Source organism: Haladaptatus pallidirubidus (assembly GCF_020700235.1).
Classification (GTDB): Archaea; Halobacteriota; Halobacteria; order Halobacteriales; family Haladaptataceae; genus Haladaptatus; species Haladaptatus pallidirubidus.
Genome location: NZ_CP085302.1, coordinates 213,075 through 228,054 on the forward strand (window position 1 = coordinate 213,075; position 14,980 = coordinate 228,054).

Annotated in this window: 12 protein-coding genes; 6 read left to right on the forward strand and 6 right to left on the reverse strand. The window is 55.3% G+C overall.

Annotated features, from left to right (window positions below; all coding sequences use genetic code 11):
• The first annotated feature begins 71 nt into the window (after positions 1 to 71).
• Entirely contained in the window at positions 72 to 944 is an 873-nt protein-coding gene (locus LIX15_RS21895) for a universal stress protein (RefSeq protein ID WP_227777464.1), read from the forward strand.
• A gap of 694 nt (positions 945 to 1,638) precedes the next feature.
• Positions 1,639 to 2,001 (forward strand): hypothetical protein, encoded by a 363-nt coding sequence (locus LIX15_RS21900; RefSeq protein WP_227777465.1) that lies wholly within the window; start codon positions 1,639 to 1,641, stop codon positions 1,999 to 2,001.
• A gap of 308 nt (positions 2,002 to 2,309) precedes the next feature.
• Here the strand turns inward: LIX15_RS21900 and LIX15_RS21905 are convergent, their stop codons facing one another.
• The 6 genes from LIX15_RS21905 to LIX15_RS21930 form a co-directional block, all read right to left on the reverse strand.
• Positions 2,310 to 3,047: a hypothetical protein gene (locus LIX15_RS21905; protein WP_227777466.1), complete on the reverse strand. Its 738-nt coding sequence runs from the start codon at positions 3,045 to 3,047 to the stop codon at positions 2,310 to 2,312.
• Positions 3,048 to 4,614: 1,567 nt separating this feature from the next.
• A complete protein-coding gene (locus LIX15_RS21910) occupies positions 4,615 to 5,322 on the reverse strand; it encodes an ABC transporter ATP-binding protein (RefSeq protein WP_227777467.1) in 708 nt (235 codons plus the stop codon).
• Positions 5,319 to 6,122, reverse strand: coding sequence for an ABC transporter ATP-binding protein (locus LIX15_RS21915; protein WP_227777468.1), 804 nt, complete (start codon positions 6,120 to 6,122; stop codon positions 5,319 to 5,321). Before LIX15_RS21915 ends, LIX15_RS21910 begins: the two co-directional genes overlap by 4 nt.
• A complete protein-coding gene (locus LIX15_RS21920; RefSeq protein ID WP_227777469.1) occupies positions 6,119 to 7,234 on the reverse strand; it encodes a branched-chain amino acid ABC transporter permease in 1,116 nt (371 codons plus the stop codon). Before LIX15_RS21920 ends, LIX15_RS21915 begins: the two co-directional genes overlap by 4 nt.
• On the reverse strand, positions 7,231 to 8,259 hold the full coding sequence (locus tag LIX15_RS21925; protein WP_227777470.1) for a branched-chain amino acid ABC transporter permease: 1,029 nt from the start codon (positions 8,257 to 8,259) through the stop codon (positions 7,231 to 7,233). The genes LIX15_RS21920 and LIX15_RS21925 overlap by 4 nt, the downstream gene beginning before the upstream one ends.
• Positions 8,260 to 8,277: 18 nt before the next feature.
• Positions 8,278 to 9,537 (reverse strand): ABC transporter substrate-binding protein, encoded by a 1,260-nt coding sequence (locus LIX15_RS21930; protein WP_227777471.1) that lies wholly within the window; start codon positions 9,535 to 9,537, stop codon positions 8,278 to 8,280.
• A 146-nt stretch (positions 9,538 to 9,683) separates the two neighbouring features.
• Between LIX15_RS21930 and LIX15_RS21935 the strand changes: the two genes are divergently transcribed.
• From LIX15_RS21935 to LIX15_RS21950, 4 genes are read left to right on the forward strand one after another with little or no spacing between them, the layout of a single operon-like run.
• The gene (locus LIX15_RS21935) at positions 9,684 to 11,633 is read left to right on the forward strand and encodes a 3-hydroxyacyl-CoA dehydrogenase/enoyl-CoA hydratase family protein (RefSeq protein WP_227777526.1); all 1,950 of its coding nucleotides are present in this window, start codon (positions 9,684 to 9,686) and stop codon (positions 11,631 to 11,633) included.
• Between the two features lie 2 nt (positions 11,634 to 11,635).
• Positions 11,636 to 12,835, forward strand: a complete 1,200-nt coding sequence (locus LIX15_RS21940) for a thiolase C-terminal domain-containing protein (protein WP_227777472.1) — start codon at positions 11,636 to 11,638, stop codon at positions 12,833 to 12,835.
• Complete coding sequence (locus LIX15_RS21945) at positions 12,832 to 13,344, forward strand: Zn-ribbon domain-containing OB-fold protein (protein WP_227777473.1); 513 nt, start codon at positions 12,832 to 12,834, stop codon at positions 13,342 to 13,344. The genes LIX15_RS21940 and LIX15_RS21945 overlap by 4 nt, the downstream gene beginning before the upstream one ends.
• On the forward strand, positions 13,344 to 14,969 hold the full coding sequence (locus LIX15_RS21950; RefSeq protein ID WP_227777474.1) for a long-chain-fatty-acid--CoA ligase: 1,626 nt from the start codon (positions 13,344 to 13,346) through the stop codon (positions 14,967 to 14,969). The genes LIX15_RS21945 and LIX15_RS21950 overlap by 1 nt, the downstream gene beginning before the upstream one ends.
• Positions 14,970 to 14,980: the final 11 nt, after the last annotated feature.

Genomic DNA, 14,980 nt, shown 5'->3' on the forward strand with positions numbered 1-14,980 from the left:
CGCCGCGTAGAATGGGTTTCAGATCAGAGGGATGCAAACGCATTAGCGCTTACATCCCTTCTTATAGCAACATGTACAATGACATCCTTCTTCCCTTCGACGGAAGTGACGGCGCTATAGACCTGCTTCATCACAGCAGTGCTATTGCACAATGGGCAGATGCGACTATCCACGTACTCTTCGTTGCAGACACGACTCGCGACAGCATTGTCACAATCGAAGGTCAGGTAGTTGATGCACTGGAGGAGCAAGGCGAAGACGTCGTTGAAGAAGCAGCGGAGATCCTCAAGGAACTCGGCGTTGATCACGAAACCGATGTCGTTCAAGGTAATCCGGCACCATCGATCGCCAATTATGCTGCGCAGTACGGTCATGATTTGATTATCATGCCAACACACGGCCGCACAGGGGTCTCTCGCTACCTCCTCGGAAGTGTGACTGAAAAAGTTGTCCGGCTCTCTGCGATCCCAGTCCTGACATCACGAATACGTTTTGATGAACGGCTCGCATTCCCGTATGAAAACATTCTCATTCCTACAGACGGGAGTCGCGGTGCAACCCTCGCTGCTCGACACGGCCTCTCGCTCGCGGTGGCCCTTAATGCGACCGTGCATGCGCTTTCAGTAGTGGACGATACCTCGTTCGGCTTCGACGTTCGCTCTACAGCTTCCGAGCGGAGTGGTGAGAAGGCTGCGAACAATGCCGTTGACGATCTTCTCTCCGAAGCAGAGTCACATGGTGTCACAAACACCGTTTCCCACGTCGAGTCCGGGTCGCCGTTCGAGGAGATCCTCAGCTGTCTCGAATCGAATGATATCGACGCTGTCGTAATGGGAACCACGGGTCGGCGCGGAACGGATCGAATATTGTTTGGCAGTGTTGCCGAAAAGACGGTCAGATCTGCCCCCGTCCCGGTTATTACGGTCGGAGAAGGTGTCCAGTAGACAAAGATACGGACGGTAGGGCTATACCTACTTAAGGGAGATTATATCGCTAGAATGGACAAAATTCCTCGTTGAGGAACAGTTTCGGAATTAGTCGAGTAAATCGTATTGTGAATCATATGCAAGTCAGTATAGGGGTTCCGGGTGGTTTTACTACTACTTATAGATTTAGTAGAAGTGTAGAAACGAGAGTAACTATATGGGGGCCTCCTAATTCATAATATTTAAGAATAATATTTATGGTGGTGTAGAATCGATAGAAGATTGTCGAAGGCAAAGACTCAGCGGTCGCCTGTCTTCGATATTATCCAAAGGTAACTCACAGACGTGGATCACTGTTTATGACGGCACCAACCTGACTCTCCACGTCCTTTCCAAGAAGGCGAATTGTCGTACCAGCCATTATCAAAACAGGTGAATACTCCACCTATCTCTTGCCGTTACCTTATTGATATAATGCCGATTATTGTGTGAGTAAATGATATTTAACAGTTAATCTCCGTGCAGGAACTACTCGTCTTCTCAGCGGCCCCAGGCGTTACCCTGCTGCAGACCATTACGTGGATGGCGGGAGACAACGAATGAATGACGAAAACCGTTACACGCGACGAAGCTTCCTCGCGGGAGCAGGCGGCATACTTTGGGGTTGGTGGTAACAGATTCGGTGTTAGCACAGAACCAAATAAGGCGAACGATGATAGCGCGAAAGTCCGAGCTGTTCAAAGGAAAATACGTTGGACAGTTCATCATCGTCGCCGTTGCAAAGGAAAGACAGGTCAGACCAGAGGTAGTATCGACCTGCAATACCGCCAACTGGAGGCCGAAGAAGACGAGGGTCTATGACAGCGTCTTCGTCGATCATCTCGGGAACTCGACGCAATCCATCAGAACCGATATCTTCACGGATGGAACGAAATCGAAGATCGAAGTCGGACAACCATTCATCATTAATGAGGCTCGTTCCTGTACGGACAAGTATATCGTTCTGGAAGCGGAGTCAGTTCCAACGTATGCGGCAACTGGCGAACCTCGGGGACCGACAGCGACTCCACGCTAGATCCCATCTCGTGAAATCCCTTGGTGAACAGCTCTCGTTTGATGAGAGTCGTCTATCAGTAAAGGGCAATAGGGATTTTTGTGTGTCCATGGGCGTTCGAGAATATCAGTTATATTTGCAAATGTGCTCTCACTACTCTAATAACCATTATATATGCATTACGGTTTGCGCATAGATCAAAGAGGGGGTGTCAGGCATAATTTTCTTCCACTTATTACGGAGTAGAAAATCGGCTTCGTACTAATTAGAGAGCGTGTATTCAGCAGAAACGCTCTCCCCAGTACTAGTTCGAAAAAGTACTTCCCAAATTACTGGTTGGGCAAATCTACACGAATCGACTCATAGAGGGCCGGTTCTAACCCGCTGTCCCGGTACCCTGCGGCGAGATTGACGTCTACGGCCCAGAACCGGTCCTTGTCATCTTTGACGAAGTCAATCCCGACGCCACGAAGATTGAGTCGGGTGACGAGGCGGCGAAGACGTCGCGTAAGCGTCGGTCTGGGACGTATCTGATTCAGAAATCGTTTGGGGCCGTGGAGCTTCGAGGTGACACGCTTGGCCGCCGTTTGGACTCGCGCTCCATCGTTGACGGCGTAGTACTTGTAATCGATGGGCTCCGTGTGGATCCGCTCTTGATAGAATCCTCCCTCACCGTTCAGTTCGGGGTCGCCGTGCCAGATGTAGCAGGGCTTTGCAACGTACTCAAACTCGGGTTTTTCGAATGTTATTCGAGGAGTACGAAACCCGACCGTCTCAAGTGCTCGTAGCCCGATTAGCCGCGAACTCAATGCAATCGTTGCGACGAGGTTATTCCACAAGGGCGTCCCGGTTCGCCGTGCATACCTGAGAACGGGGAGATTAAGTGGAAACACCTGCTTGTTGACGAGCAGAGCGAGATCATCGATGTGGGTCGGAGAGAGTTCGGATCGCGGATCGAAGAATCGAACTGTCTGTCCTGCGTCCCGAAGTTGGCTGGCAACAGCAGTGAACACCGGCTGATCATCAGCACAGAGGATCCCGATTTGCTTCGCGTCGGCTGTCTTCATAGATAACAGATGTCTGTGTGGCAGGGAAGATAATCCTTTGACATAGTCTTGCACCAACGGATTCGAACGCACGCCACGACCGATTTTCAATAGTGACAGAGCCGTACAACGTGCAAAATATGCGCTCTCTATTCAGCACGCCATTTCTATCACCCTCTGAGAATTTCAACAGAGCCGTTACAGAGTAATCCACCACATTCGAAGAGGAAAGGGATAGGGCGAGACGATCAACTGTGTTTAGTAGGACTATTGTCTAGATATGATTCAGGCTAATTGACGAAAGCTCTTTTGTGGGGGTGTTTATCTCTCGATCCAACATATATTTGTAATATTGATTTATATTTGATATAGATAAATATACGATAGATAGTACCAACGATAGTGTCACAGACCGATTCACAATGACGCATAAAAAGGCATGAAGTCGGTTAGTAAGTGTTCGATATTCGCTGGCCAGAAATGCTATGTATCTGCTCGCGAAATACCTATGTGGTCTACTATGAGTGGGAAATTACCGAATCCAGATAACATCAGTGTCAATGAGATAATCAACTTGATTGAAAATATCCCCGAAAAGAAGCGCAAAAAGATGCTTTCCCAGATCAGCGGCGATGTCGGTAATAACCAGGAAATGTAGTTAGTATTGAGCGAAACCCGCTTTTTTCACTGAAGTTCCAAGCCAGAAATCCTATCCTTCCCGAGGTAAGCGGAAGCTGATAACTCCTCAACTTTGTTCAAGAATGGAAGCAACTGGCTAAACAAGCATTGAGGAAACACGTCGTAACCGACTGTATCTGGCTCGAAAATAACTACACCTACTGCGGGGTGACCGCCCGACGCTCGCTGATGACTGCAGTGTGTAACGTCTTAGACCGTGATCTAGACGGTCTTTCCAGCCATCCGTTGTTGGGTGACTGAGACATGCTTGTCAGTAATGAAGCGCTCGCACTTTGCGACCGTGCGAACCCAGACGTGAAACCGTGAATTTTGAGAATACGTTCTGATGTTGCCATCTCCAACGTCAAACGTACCTCCACAGCATTATGATCCCGACGCTGTACCCTATTCAACAAAGCACTGTGAACGGATTCCAGGGACGACTTTCCGCGAAAGATTTCTTTTCAATCGTCGTCGCTTGGTTGCGGACTCGGCATACCCTGTCGTGCGCTACTCATCCAACCCTCGATGTGTTCGGCGACGTAATCTCGTCCACCCACTCGAATGCACTGAGCGACGCATTTAGTTTCGAAACGACATCTTCCGGCTTTTTGTCTGGTCGCGCGCCATGTAGTAGTCGGTTCACTCGGCTTATGGTCTTCAAAAATACGAAGTGAATAGCGAACCGGATGAGTCGGACTGCTTTGCAAGCTTTTAAATCCTGATCGGTTTGTGGATTAGATTGTGCTTATAGACGCATAGATAGTTCAACAATATTCCAACGTGATCAGCGGTTTTGTCTTGCATCTAAAACCGGCGCGCTGTCATACGGCAACAACCGAATTGAACGTCCTCGATACATCGAAACAGAACGAACTCAAATCGACGCTCACACCTCTCGAACAGCGGTTTAGATGCCAAGGTACTTTTGACGGAGGGTATCATCCTCATGGAGGCGCTCGCTCGTGACTTCTTTGACAATGCGCCCCTCATCGAGAATGTAGTGACGGTCAGCGACCGCAAGCGCAACTGCCACGTTCTGTTCGACTAGTAGTACTGTGACGTTCTGTTCAGCATTGATATTCTCAATAATGGATTCGATGCGCCGGACGATGTACGGTGCAAGACCCTCACAGGGTTCGTCGAGGAGCATCATCTGTGGATTGGTGACGAGACTCCGGGCAATTGCGAGCATTTGCTGTTCACCGCCGCTCATATTTTTCGTCTGTCGGTTTTGCATCTCGTTCAATTCGGGGAATTGTTCCAACACTGTTTCGATACGAAGCGGGTTCAATGCGTAGTTGGCTGCAAGCTCAAGGTTTTCGATGACAGTTAATTCTCGAAAGCAGCGTCGTCCTTCCGGAACAAAGCTAAGTCCCAGCTTAGAAATCTCGTAGTTACGTCGTTCAAGTAGGTTCTGTCCATCGAATAGGATCGCTCCGCCGCTGATATACGGTTCATCAGCCCCCACGATGGAGCGCATCGTCGTCGTCTTTCCGGCTCCGTTACGTCCAAGCAGTGAGACGACCTCGTCTTCTTCGACGACCAGATCGATCCCAAAGAGAATCTGTCCTGTTTCGTAGCCGGCCGTGAGGTTGCGAAGTTCCAATAACGTCATAGCTCCTCCTTCATACCACCTAAGTACGCATTCTGAACGTCCTCGTTCCCCCGTATTTCAGCGGGAGAGCCGGTGGCGATGATGGCTCCCTGGTTAAGAACCGAGATTCGATCACTCATCGAGAGGACGATGCTCATGTCGTGTTCGATGAGCAGTACTGTGAGGTCAAGTTCAGATTGGAGCGAGGCGATGAGATCCGCCGTCGCCTGTGTTTCGTTCGGCCCCATTCCACTGGTCGGCTCGTCAAGCAGGAGAACGTTTGGCTCGGTTGCGAGCGCCATCGCGATACCGAGTCGTCGCTGATCCCCATGCGATAGGTTCCTCGCCTTTTCCTCACGGATATTGTCGATATTGACGCGTTCGAGGATAGAAAGTGCACTATCCTCGCAGAGCTGTTCGCCATCCCGGAATAGATCGAGACGGAATGTACCGGTTCGAGTAGTTTGTGCGACAACGCGGACGTTCTCGATAACCGTAAGGTCGTTGAACAGCTGATTCGACTGGAATGATCGTGCGAGTCCTAAGTGTGGGCGGCGCTCCTGTTGGAAATCGGTGATATCCCGTCCTTCAAGCCAGACTGACCCTTCGCTCGGGGCGAGGACGTGGGTGATCAGGTTGAACAATGTTGTTTTCCCGGCACCGTTTGGGCCGATAATAGCATGCAGTTCCCCGGGCTCAACGACGAGGTTGACCTCGTCGACGGCAGTCACACCGCCAAACCGTCGAGTGAGATTGACCGTTCCGAGAACTGCGTCGCGCGGGTCGAGTTCAGCCGTGGTGTCGATGGTGATATTTGTCATTGGAAGCTCCTGAGCCAGTTGTACGCTGATTCGATAACGCTCTTTGTCAGCCCCCATAATCCCTCACGAGGGGAGACGAGAACCGCGATGACGAACAGAAACCCAAGTAAGAATCGCCAGTAAGCCAGCACGCCTGAAAGTTCAACGCCTACGACCGGGAATTCCGCTAGCGGTAAGTAGAGCGTCTCGAAGTTGGTAAGATAGTCCTCAGCAAATAGCCACATGAACACGCCTGCGAGAGGTCCAAAAAAGTAGTTTGCACCTCCGAGGACGGTCATTAGTATGGCGTCGCCACTAGTCTGAACGGAGAGTAACGACAGCGTCGCACCTTGGTCGTTGATCTCAATGAGTGCGCCTGCAAGACCGGCGAACACCCCACTGAGCGTGAACGCCCACACCTTGTACCGCCGTGTGTTCATCCCCATTGCCCGCGCAAGTTCCTCGTTTTCGCGGATTGCGACCAACGATCGGCCGAATGGCGATCGGACGACCTGCCAGAGTGCGAGCATACTGACGAAGAAGACGAGTCCAACTACGTAGTACCAGTTGACGGAAAATCCCCCGAGGTTCACGAGCATCTGGCCTCGGTAGGTCTGGATGAAAGCAGGGAGCGTATCCCCCGAAAGACCCTGTGCACCACCGGTGAGATCCTCAGGATTGTAGTTAGCAATGAAATGAACGGATTTCGCAAACGCGAGCGTCAGCATGGCGAAGTAAATTTCGCCTTTGTGGACGATGAGTCGTGCGATGAGGTAGGCGATCACGCCAGCGACGGCGATGGCAACCGGCGCAGCGATGGCATACGGAGCGCTGAACTTGGCGATTCCAATGGCCACTCCGTAGGCACCGGCACCAAGGAAAATAGCGTGACCGAACGAGAGTATCCCCGTGTATCCCAACAGGAGATTGAACGAGGCAACGAACAGCATCCAGATGAGCATCGTGGTGGCGATCTGTCCGTAACCCAGTACCAACGGATGGCTCACCAACGGACGCAAAAGAACCACGATGAGAAAGAGTCCGATTGGAACCGAAAACCGTCTGATCGAAGATACGTCGAAGCGGTTTTCTGTTCGCTTGATCGTCTCGTTCGTCCGTGGTTCGTCGGTCATTCGAGGAATCCCTCCTGACCGAAGAGTCCGCGCGGACGCACGAGCAGGACGACGATCATCACGAGATATGGGACGAGGCCGTCGATACCGGGAACGGCGAGCCATTGAATTCCGGTCACAGTCGCCAAGGTTCGAAGGACGACTGGAGTCAGGTACTGAGCCTCTCCGATGAGGAGTCCGGCGAAGACGCTCCCAAATAGACTTCCTATGCCACCGACGGCGACGACGACGAACGCGAGGATGATGAAGTGTTCACCCATTCCAAGATCCATGCCGACCTCCGCTCCTCGAAGAACGCCTCCGAGACCGGCAATAAACGATCCTAGGAAGAACATCGCCATGAACCGAATCGGCATATTAATACCGAGGAACTCCGCCATTTCTCGGTCTAGCACTCCTGCCCGGATCGAGAGTCCGAAGGACGTTCGTTTGATGAAGAGGTACACGGCGAGGACGGTGAGTGCACCGACGATAACGGTAAAAAGCCGGAAGCGTGCGACAGTCGTTACTCCGAGGTCGGCGCTCGCACTCAACGCCTGTGGCAGTGGAACACCTTTCGGCCCGCCGCCCCAGAAGGCACGAACCAGCTCGGTGAACATCAGCGAGAGACCAAACGTGGCCAAGAGGCCGACGAGAGGATCTTCATCGTAGACGAACTGCAACACACCCCGCTCGATGATGATACCGACGAGTCCGATGATGATGGGGGCGATGACGAGGGCAACCCAGAAGGATAACCCTATTTGAGTCATGATTTCGAAGGTGACGTACGCCCCGAGCATCACTAATGCTCCGTGTGCGAAGTTGACAATTCCGAGGAGGCCGAGGATAATCGACAGTCCCAGCGCGATGAGTACGAGAATCATCCCGTAAACGAGACCGCCGATGGCCTGGTCGACGAACAGTCCGGGGTGGTCGACGAATGATAGTACGAGAAGCCCTCCGATGACGACGCTGGCAACTACTCCGAGAGGAGAGGCTTCGATCCCGGACAAACTCTGGCCGTTGAGCGATCTACGATTCATGATGGATCAAACACAGGACTAGAACGAACATCCGGTCGCCTCACAATCTCGTGCGAGTTTGTCTCCAGGCGTCGTCGACTTGATGTCAAACCAAAGCTTGTACGGATCGTCTTGCATCTTCTTGACCGACCGTCCAGTGACAGTGTGTACTGGCTGGATGAGCTGATGATCACAGGCGCGCCAGTAACACTTCCCCGGCTGAAGCTCGGCAGCGGAACTAGAAATCTCGTGACCTTCCAGTTCTTTGCGGATCGATTCTGCATCTTTTGCGCCTGCGCGAATAGCGGCCCGCACATGCTGATCGAGTGACGTGTATCCCATGTAGTGGCGGACAAAGGGACCCGTCTTGCTTTCTTTTGTAATGCGCTTGTTAAACTCGTCGGCCCCTTCGATGCCCGCGTACCATCCCATCGGCGAGACATCGAGCGCGGCCGCCGCATCCTTGTTGAGACCCCAAAGGACAAGATCTTCGAACTGATGGGCCATTATCTTCAAATCTTGGTGCATTCCCTTGTTCATCAATTGTTTTATCGCCAACCGTGCGTCTAGACCGGGATTGATGAGAGCGACACTAGACGCATCGGAGTTAGCGACGTTGTTGAGATACTGCGTGAAATCGTCGGCGGGGAACGGAACGGCGTCTTTTCCGACGACCGAGGCACCATTCTCTTCGAGGGCTTTCGTCAACACCTCTTGACCCGTGTGGCCCCATGTGTAATCCGAATAGAGGACGTACCAGCCGTCGGCTTCTTTGGCCATCTCCGGTGCTGCCGCTTGAACCTGCATCGTGTTAGAGGAATAAACACTGTACATGTATTTCTTGCACGCGGATCCGGTAAGGGTGTCTGAAGCACCCGAGGCGATGTACGAAACGCCGTTGTCGGAAGCCCATGTGCCCATCTTCGTACAAACTGCGGAGGAGACGCCGCCCTGCACGAAGTCGGCGTTATCCCTCGTCACGAGGCTCTTTATTCGCTTCAGTCCAGCACTTGGATCCGTTTCGGTGTCTCCTTTCACCAATTTAATGCTGACGTCAAATTCAGATTCGAGATCTGATTTTGCCAGTTTGGCACCCGCGATTTCGGCCTGACCCCACCCAGCAAATGGGCCACTGAGCGGCCCCATAACGCCGACGGTGAACGACGATGGGCCGTCGGATCCCCCGCCGTTGGAACCGCTGTTCGAGGAGTTCTCGGAACAGCCCGCGAGTCCAGCGATACCTATCGAACCTGCTGCTCCGACACGCTTGAGGACGTGCCGTCTGCTAGTATGTGGCATCCTAACGGTTAACGGGATGAGATGGAATATATATCTTACGGAATTGTTATAGAGTGTCTGACATCCATTGCAAGGAGAGTAATCTTCGCCGAAACGAACCACTCTAACCACAATATTCAAAAGTACCGTGAACAATCTCTTGAATGATGTTATCGGAGACCATAGACCGTGTCACCGTCCTCGGTGCCGGAAGCATGGGACACGGAATCGCAGAAGTATCGGCCATGGCCGGGTACGAAGTAGTGTTGCGCGACATTGAGGAGGAACTAGTCCAAGACGGATACGAGGAAATCGAGTGGTCACTCGGGAAACTCGAAGAGAAGGGACGACTTGACGAAGATGCCGAGACGATCCTCGACCGAGTGTCGACGTCGGTCAGCCTCGAAGAGTCCGTTTCCGACACGGATCTAGTCATCGAGGCAGTTCCCGAACAACTAGAGATCAAAGAAGAAACGTTCTCGACGGTCGACAAGCATGCGCCCGACCACGCGATTCTCGCGTCGAACACCTCGAGCCTCTCGATATCGGACATCGCCTCGGCGACTGATCGGTCGGAGCAAGTCGTCGGGCTACACTTCTTCAACCCGCCGGTAAAAATGGATCTCGTCGAGGTGACCTACGGCGAAGCGACGACCGACGAGACGGCCGAACTCACCTACAAGTGGGTCGAGTCGGTCGGCAAGACGCCGATCTACGTCCGCAAAGACGTCCATGGCTTCGTCGTCAACACCGTCCTCGTCCCCTTCATGGAGGAGGCGGCGTGGATGCTCTCGAACGGCGAGACGACGGTTCGCGAAGCCGACGCGACGATGGTCTATGAACGTGGCTACCCGATGGGTCCGTTCGAACTCAATGACTTCGGCGGCATCGATATCGCCTACCACTTCCGCGATGAGTCTGACCAACCCGCCCCGCCAGCCATCGAGGAAAAAGTCGAAAACGAGGACCTCGGCAAGAAGAGCGGAAAGGGGTTCTACGACTACGAGGACGGTAACGGCGTCGACTACGAGCCGGAGGACGTCGGGGGCTACGACGCGCTCCGCACTGAGGCGGTGATGATCAACAAGGCCGCCTGGCTCGTCGGTAACGACGTCGCGACGCCCGAGGAGATCGACATCGGTCTTCGGCTGGGTGGCAGCTTCCCCGAGGGGATGTGCAGGCGCGGCGACCGTATCGGCCTCGACATTGTCCTCAGGAAACTCGAGTCGTTGCACGAGGAATACGGCGAGAAGCGCTACGAGCCCGCCGATTACCTCGTCGAGCTCGTCGATGAGGGCTTTACCGGTGAGGACGCTGGAAAGGGTTTCTTCGACTACCGCGTCGATCCACCTTACCACTATCTCGAATGGGAGCTCGGCGACGACGGCGTCCTCAGTGTCACTCTCGACCGTCAAGAGCGAATGAACTCGATGTCCGAGGACATGTTCATGGAAATCGATCGCCTCCTGACCGACGTCAAGGTCGACGAGGTCTCGTGCGTCATTTTCACCGGTGCTGGCGAACGCGCGTTCAGTTCGGGTGCCGACATCACCGGCTTCACCGCCGGCGAACCCGCGGAGATCATGGACGTCGACGAGATGTTCCAGACCGTCTACGAGTTCCCCCGGCCGACGGTCGCGAAGATCGACGGCTTCTGCCTGGGAGCCGGCCTCGAACTCGCCCTCGCATGCGATATCCGCGTCGCGACCGAGGACTCGACGATCGGGACGCCGGAGACGACCCTTGGCGTGATCCCCGGCGGCGGCGCCACTCAGCGTCTCGTCCGCCTCATCGGTGAGGCCAGGACGAAGGAGATGGTGTATAGAGGGATGCAGTTCGATGCCGAACGGGCTGAGGAGTGGGGCGTCGTCAACCATGCCGTCTCCGACGAGGAGTTTGAGAATTTCGTTGACAAGATTGTCGACGACCTGGTCTCGGGGCCGCCGGTCGCACTCAAGGCCGCCAAGCGGGTCATTCAGGACGGCCAAGAGGCCAGCCTCGAGGCCGCCCTCGCGATGGAGAAACAGTCATTTGCCGTGCTGGCGACGACCGACGACATGCTCGAGGGTGTGAAGGCGTTCAGACAGAACCGCAAGCCGCAGTTCGAGGGTGAGTGATCATGCCCGTGACGACACGTAACGTCGCAATCGTCGGCGGCGGCACCACGGAGTGGGGCGAGCGCGACGCGACGTGGAAGGATCTCGCCCAAGAGGGTGGAAAGGCGACATTCGACGGCGTTCCGGATGTCGATCCTGAGGATATAGAGGGGCTGTTCGTCGGAACCGTCCAGCCCGAGCGGTTCTCCTACCAGTCGCACGTCGCACCGATGGTAGCTGAACTACTCGGGATCGAAGTCACCGAAATGACCGCCCGAACCGAACTGGCCTGTGCCAGTGGCCAAGCTGCGTTGCGCTACGCCTGGCTCGCGATCGCGGCCGGTCAGCTCGACACCGCGCTCGTGCTCGGGGTCGAGAAGATGAACCTCGGCCGCGACTACGTGCCGGAAATGCAATCGTCGATGGCCAACGTACTCGATCGGGAGTTCGACGGCGTCAACGGGCTCTCCGCGCCGCCGTTCTTCGCGTGGTACGCCCAGCGCCACATGCACGAATACGGGACGACCCGCGATCAGCTGTCGCTGGTCGCGGCGAAGAACAAGAGCAACGCCGCCAAGACCGACTTCGCCCAGTTCCGTTCCGAGATCGAACCCGAGGAGATCACCGAGTCGGCCAAGATCGCGCCGCCGCTACACCTCTTCGACTGCAGCGGTATCACCGACGGCGCTGCGGGCGTGATCCTGATGAATGAGGAGAAAGCCCGGGAAGTCACCGATACCGCAGCCTGGATCACCGGTAGCGGCCAGTCGTCGATGGCGGGCAACTCGATCAACAATCTGCCGTCATTCAGCGGCTGGCCCCAAGCCCGAAAGGCCTCACAGAACGCCTATGGGCAGGCTGGAATCGAAGATCCGCTCGAGGAAATAGACGTCGCCGAGATCCACGACTGCTTCTCTATCAGTGAGATCATCGAGTACGAAGAACTCGGCTTCGCCGAGCGCGGCGAAGGCGGCCAGTTCATCGAGGACGGCCGCAGTTACATCGACGGCGACATCGCGGTCAATCCCCGCGGCGGCTTGCTCGGCTGTGGCCACCCATTGGGCGCGACCGGCGTCTCGCAAGCCCTCGAGGTCACCCGACAGTTCCAGGGCGAGGTCGAGCGTGAGCGACAGGTAGACGACCCGACGACCGGACTCATCCACAATCTGAGCGGCAGCGGCTCGGTTCACAGTGTGATGATCCTAGACAGTGATCCACGATGACTAATACAGACACCAGCGATTTCGATGACGGCGAGCGAGAGCGCGTTTCGGTTCCCGACCGGATCGAGTTCCCGCGACTGCTCGACTTCTACGAGCTCCAGACCGAAGACCAGACGAAGATTCACAAGTTCTACGACAACCTCCGTGACGGGCAGCTGACAACGACGCAGTGTCGCGACTGCGACGAGATGCACTTCCCACCCCGGATCGTCTGTCCCGAGTGTACGAGCGACGACCTTGAGTACATGGACCTCCCCCACGAGGGCGAGCTGTTCGCCTTCTCCGAGGTTCGGGGCGGCCTCCCGCTGGGGCTACGCGAACACGACGTTCCCTACGTGGTGGCCGTCGTCGATCTCGGGCCCGTCAAGCTCTCGGGACGCGTTGACGACGCCTCGTACGGCGACCTCGAGATCGGCGACTCTGTCTCACTGAAGATCGTTGAGATCAACGGCCCGACGGACGAGGAACGCGTCTTCTACCGTTTCGAACCCACGGACGGCGATTCGTGATGAAGGACTACGAACTCACGCTGCAGGTCATGCTCGAGCGGGCCACTGACCTGTTCGGTCACAAGGAAATCGTTTCGGAACTGCCTGACGGAACGATCCACAGGTACATGTACGAAGAAGCGTACGACCGGATCGGGCAGCTGGCGAACGCGCTCGACGACCTCGGGGTAGAGCCCGGCTCGCGCGTGTCGGTAATGGCGATCAACCACTACCGCCACTACGAACTGTACTTCGGCCCCGCGTGTAGCGGCCGGAGTATCCACATGACCAACCACATGCTTCCGGACAAGCACTTAATCGAGATCGTCACCGAGGCCGAAGATGAGGTCATCTTCGTCGATCCCCAGTTCGTTGAAACCGTTGAGAACGTCGCCGACGAGCTCGAGACAGTCGAACAGTACGTGATCCTGGACAACGAGGTTCCCGAGACGGACCTTGAGCCCGCAATAGCCTACGAGGATCTGCTCGAGGGGCAAGATACTGAGTACAACTGGCCTGATCTCGACGAGGACGACGAGGCGGGGATCTGCTACACCTCGGGGACGACGGGACTGCCGAAGGGCGCAGCGTACTCTCACCGTGACCTCTACCTGCACTCGCTGACCCACGGCCACGTCGACGTCTTCGAGATCTGCGAAAACGACGCCGTGATGCCGGTCGTCCCAATGTACCACGTCAACGGCTGGGGGCTACCCTACTCGGCGACACTCTCCGGCTCAAAACTCGTCCTGCCGGGCGAAAACACCGACGCCGAGGGAATCGCCCGTCTCATCGACCGTGAGGATGTAACCGTCACCGCCGCCGTGACGACAGTCTGGCTCGACATGGCTCAGTACTACGATGAGAACGAGGACATCGAACTCGAGAGCCTCGATCGGGTTCTCATCGGCGGCACCTCACCGCCGGAGTGGCTCATGGAGAAGTTCGACAAGGAGATCGATGCGCCTATCCACCAAGGTTACGGCATGACAGAGGCGGCACCCCACCTCGTCAACACGATGACGACGACCGAAGTCCGGGAATTGTCGGAGAGCGAACGCTACCAGCAGCAGATGAAACCCGGGGTTTCGGCGCCCGGCGTGCGAATCCGCCTGCGGACGCCTGACGGTGAATCCGTCCCCCACGACGGCGAGTCGACCGGCGAGATCCAGGCGCGGGCGCCGTGGCTCATTGACGAGTATTATGCGCGTCCCGAGGAGACGAAGACGTCGTTCACCGATGACGGCTGGTTCAAGACCGGCGACGTCGGCGTAGTGGACAAGTACGGCTACCTCGAGGTCGTTGACCGCCTCGACGATGTCATTAAGAGTGGCGGCGAGTGGATCTCCTCGCTCGAACTTGAGAACGAGTTGATGGCTCACGACGATGTCGAGGAGGCGACAGTGATCAACATGGAACACAATAAGTGGGACGAGCGCCCGGTCGCCTACGTCGTCCAACGCAGCGAAATCACCGAGGACAAACTTAGAGAGCACCTCCTCGAGAGGTTCCCGAAGTGGTGGCTCCCCGATCAGATCGTCTTCATTGAGTCAATCCCGAAGACGACGACAGGGAAGTTCGACAAGAAGGTGCTGCGCGACGAGTTCGTGGCCGAACATGGATCGCTCCCAATCGACGAGGAGTGATCCATTATCTG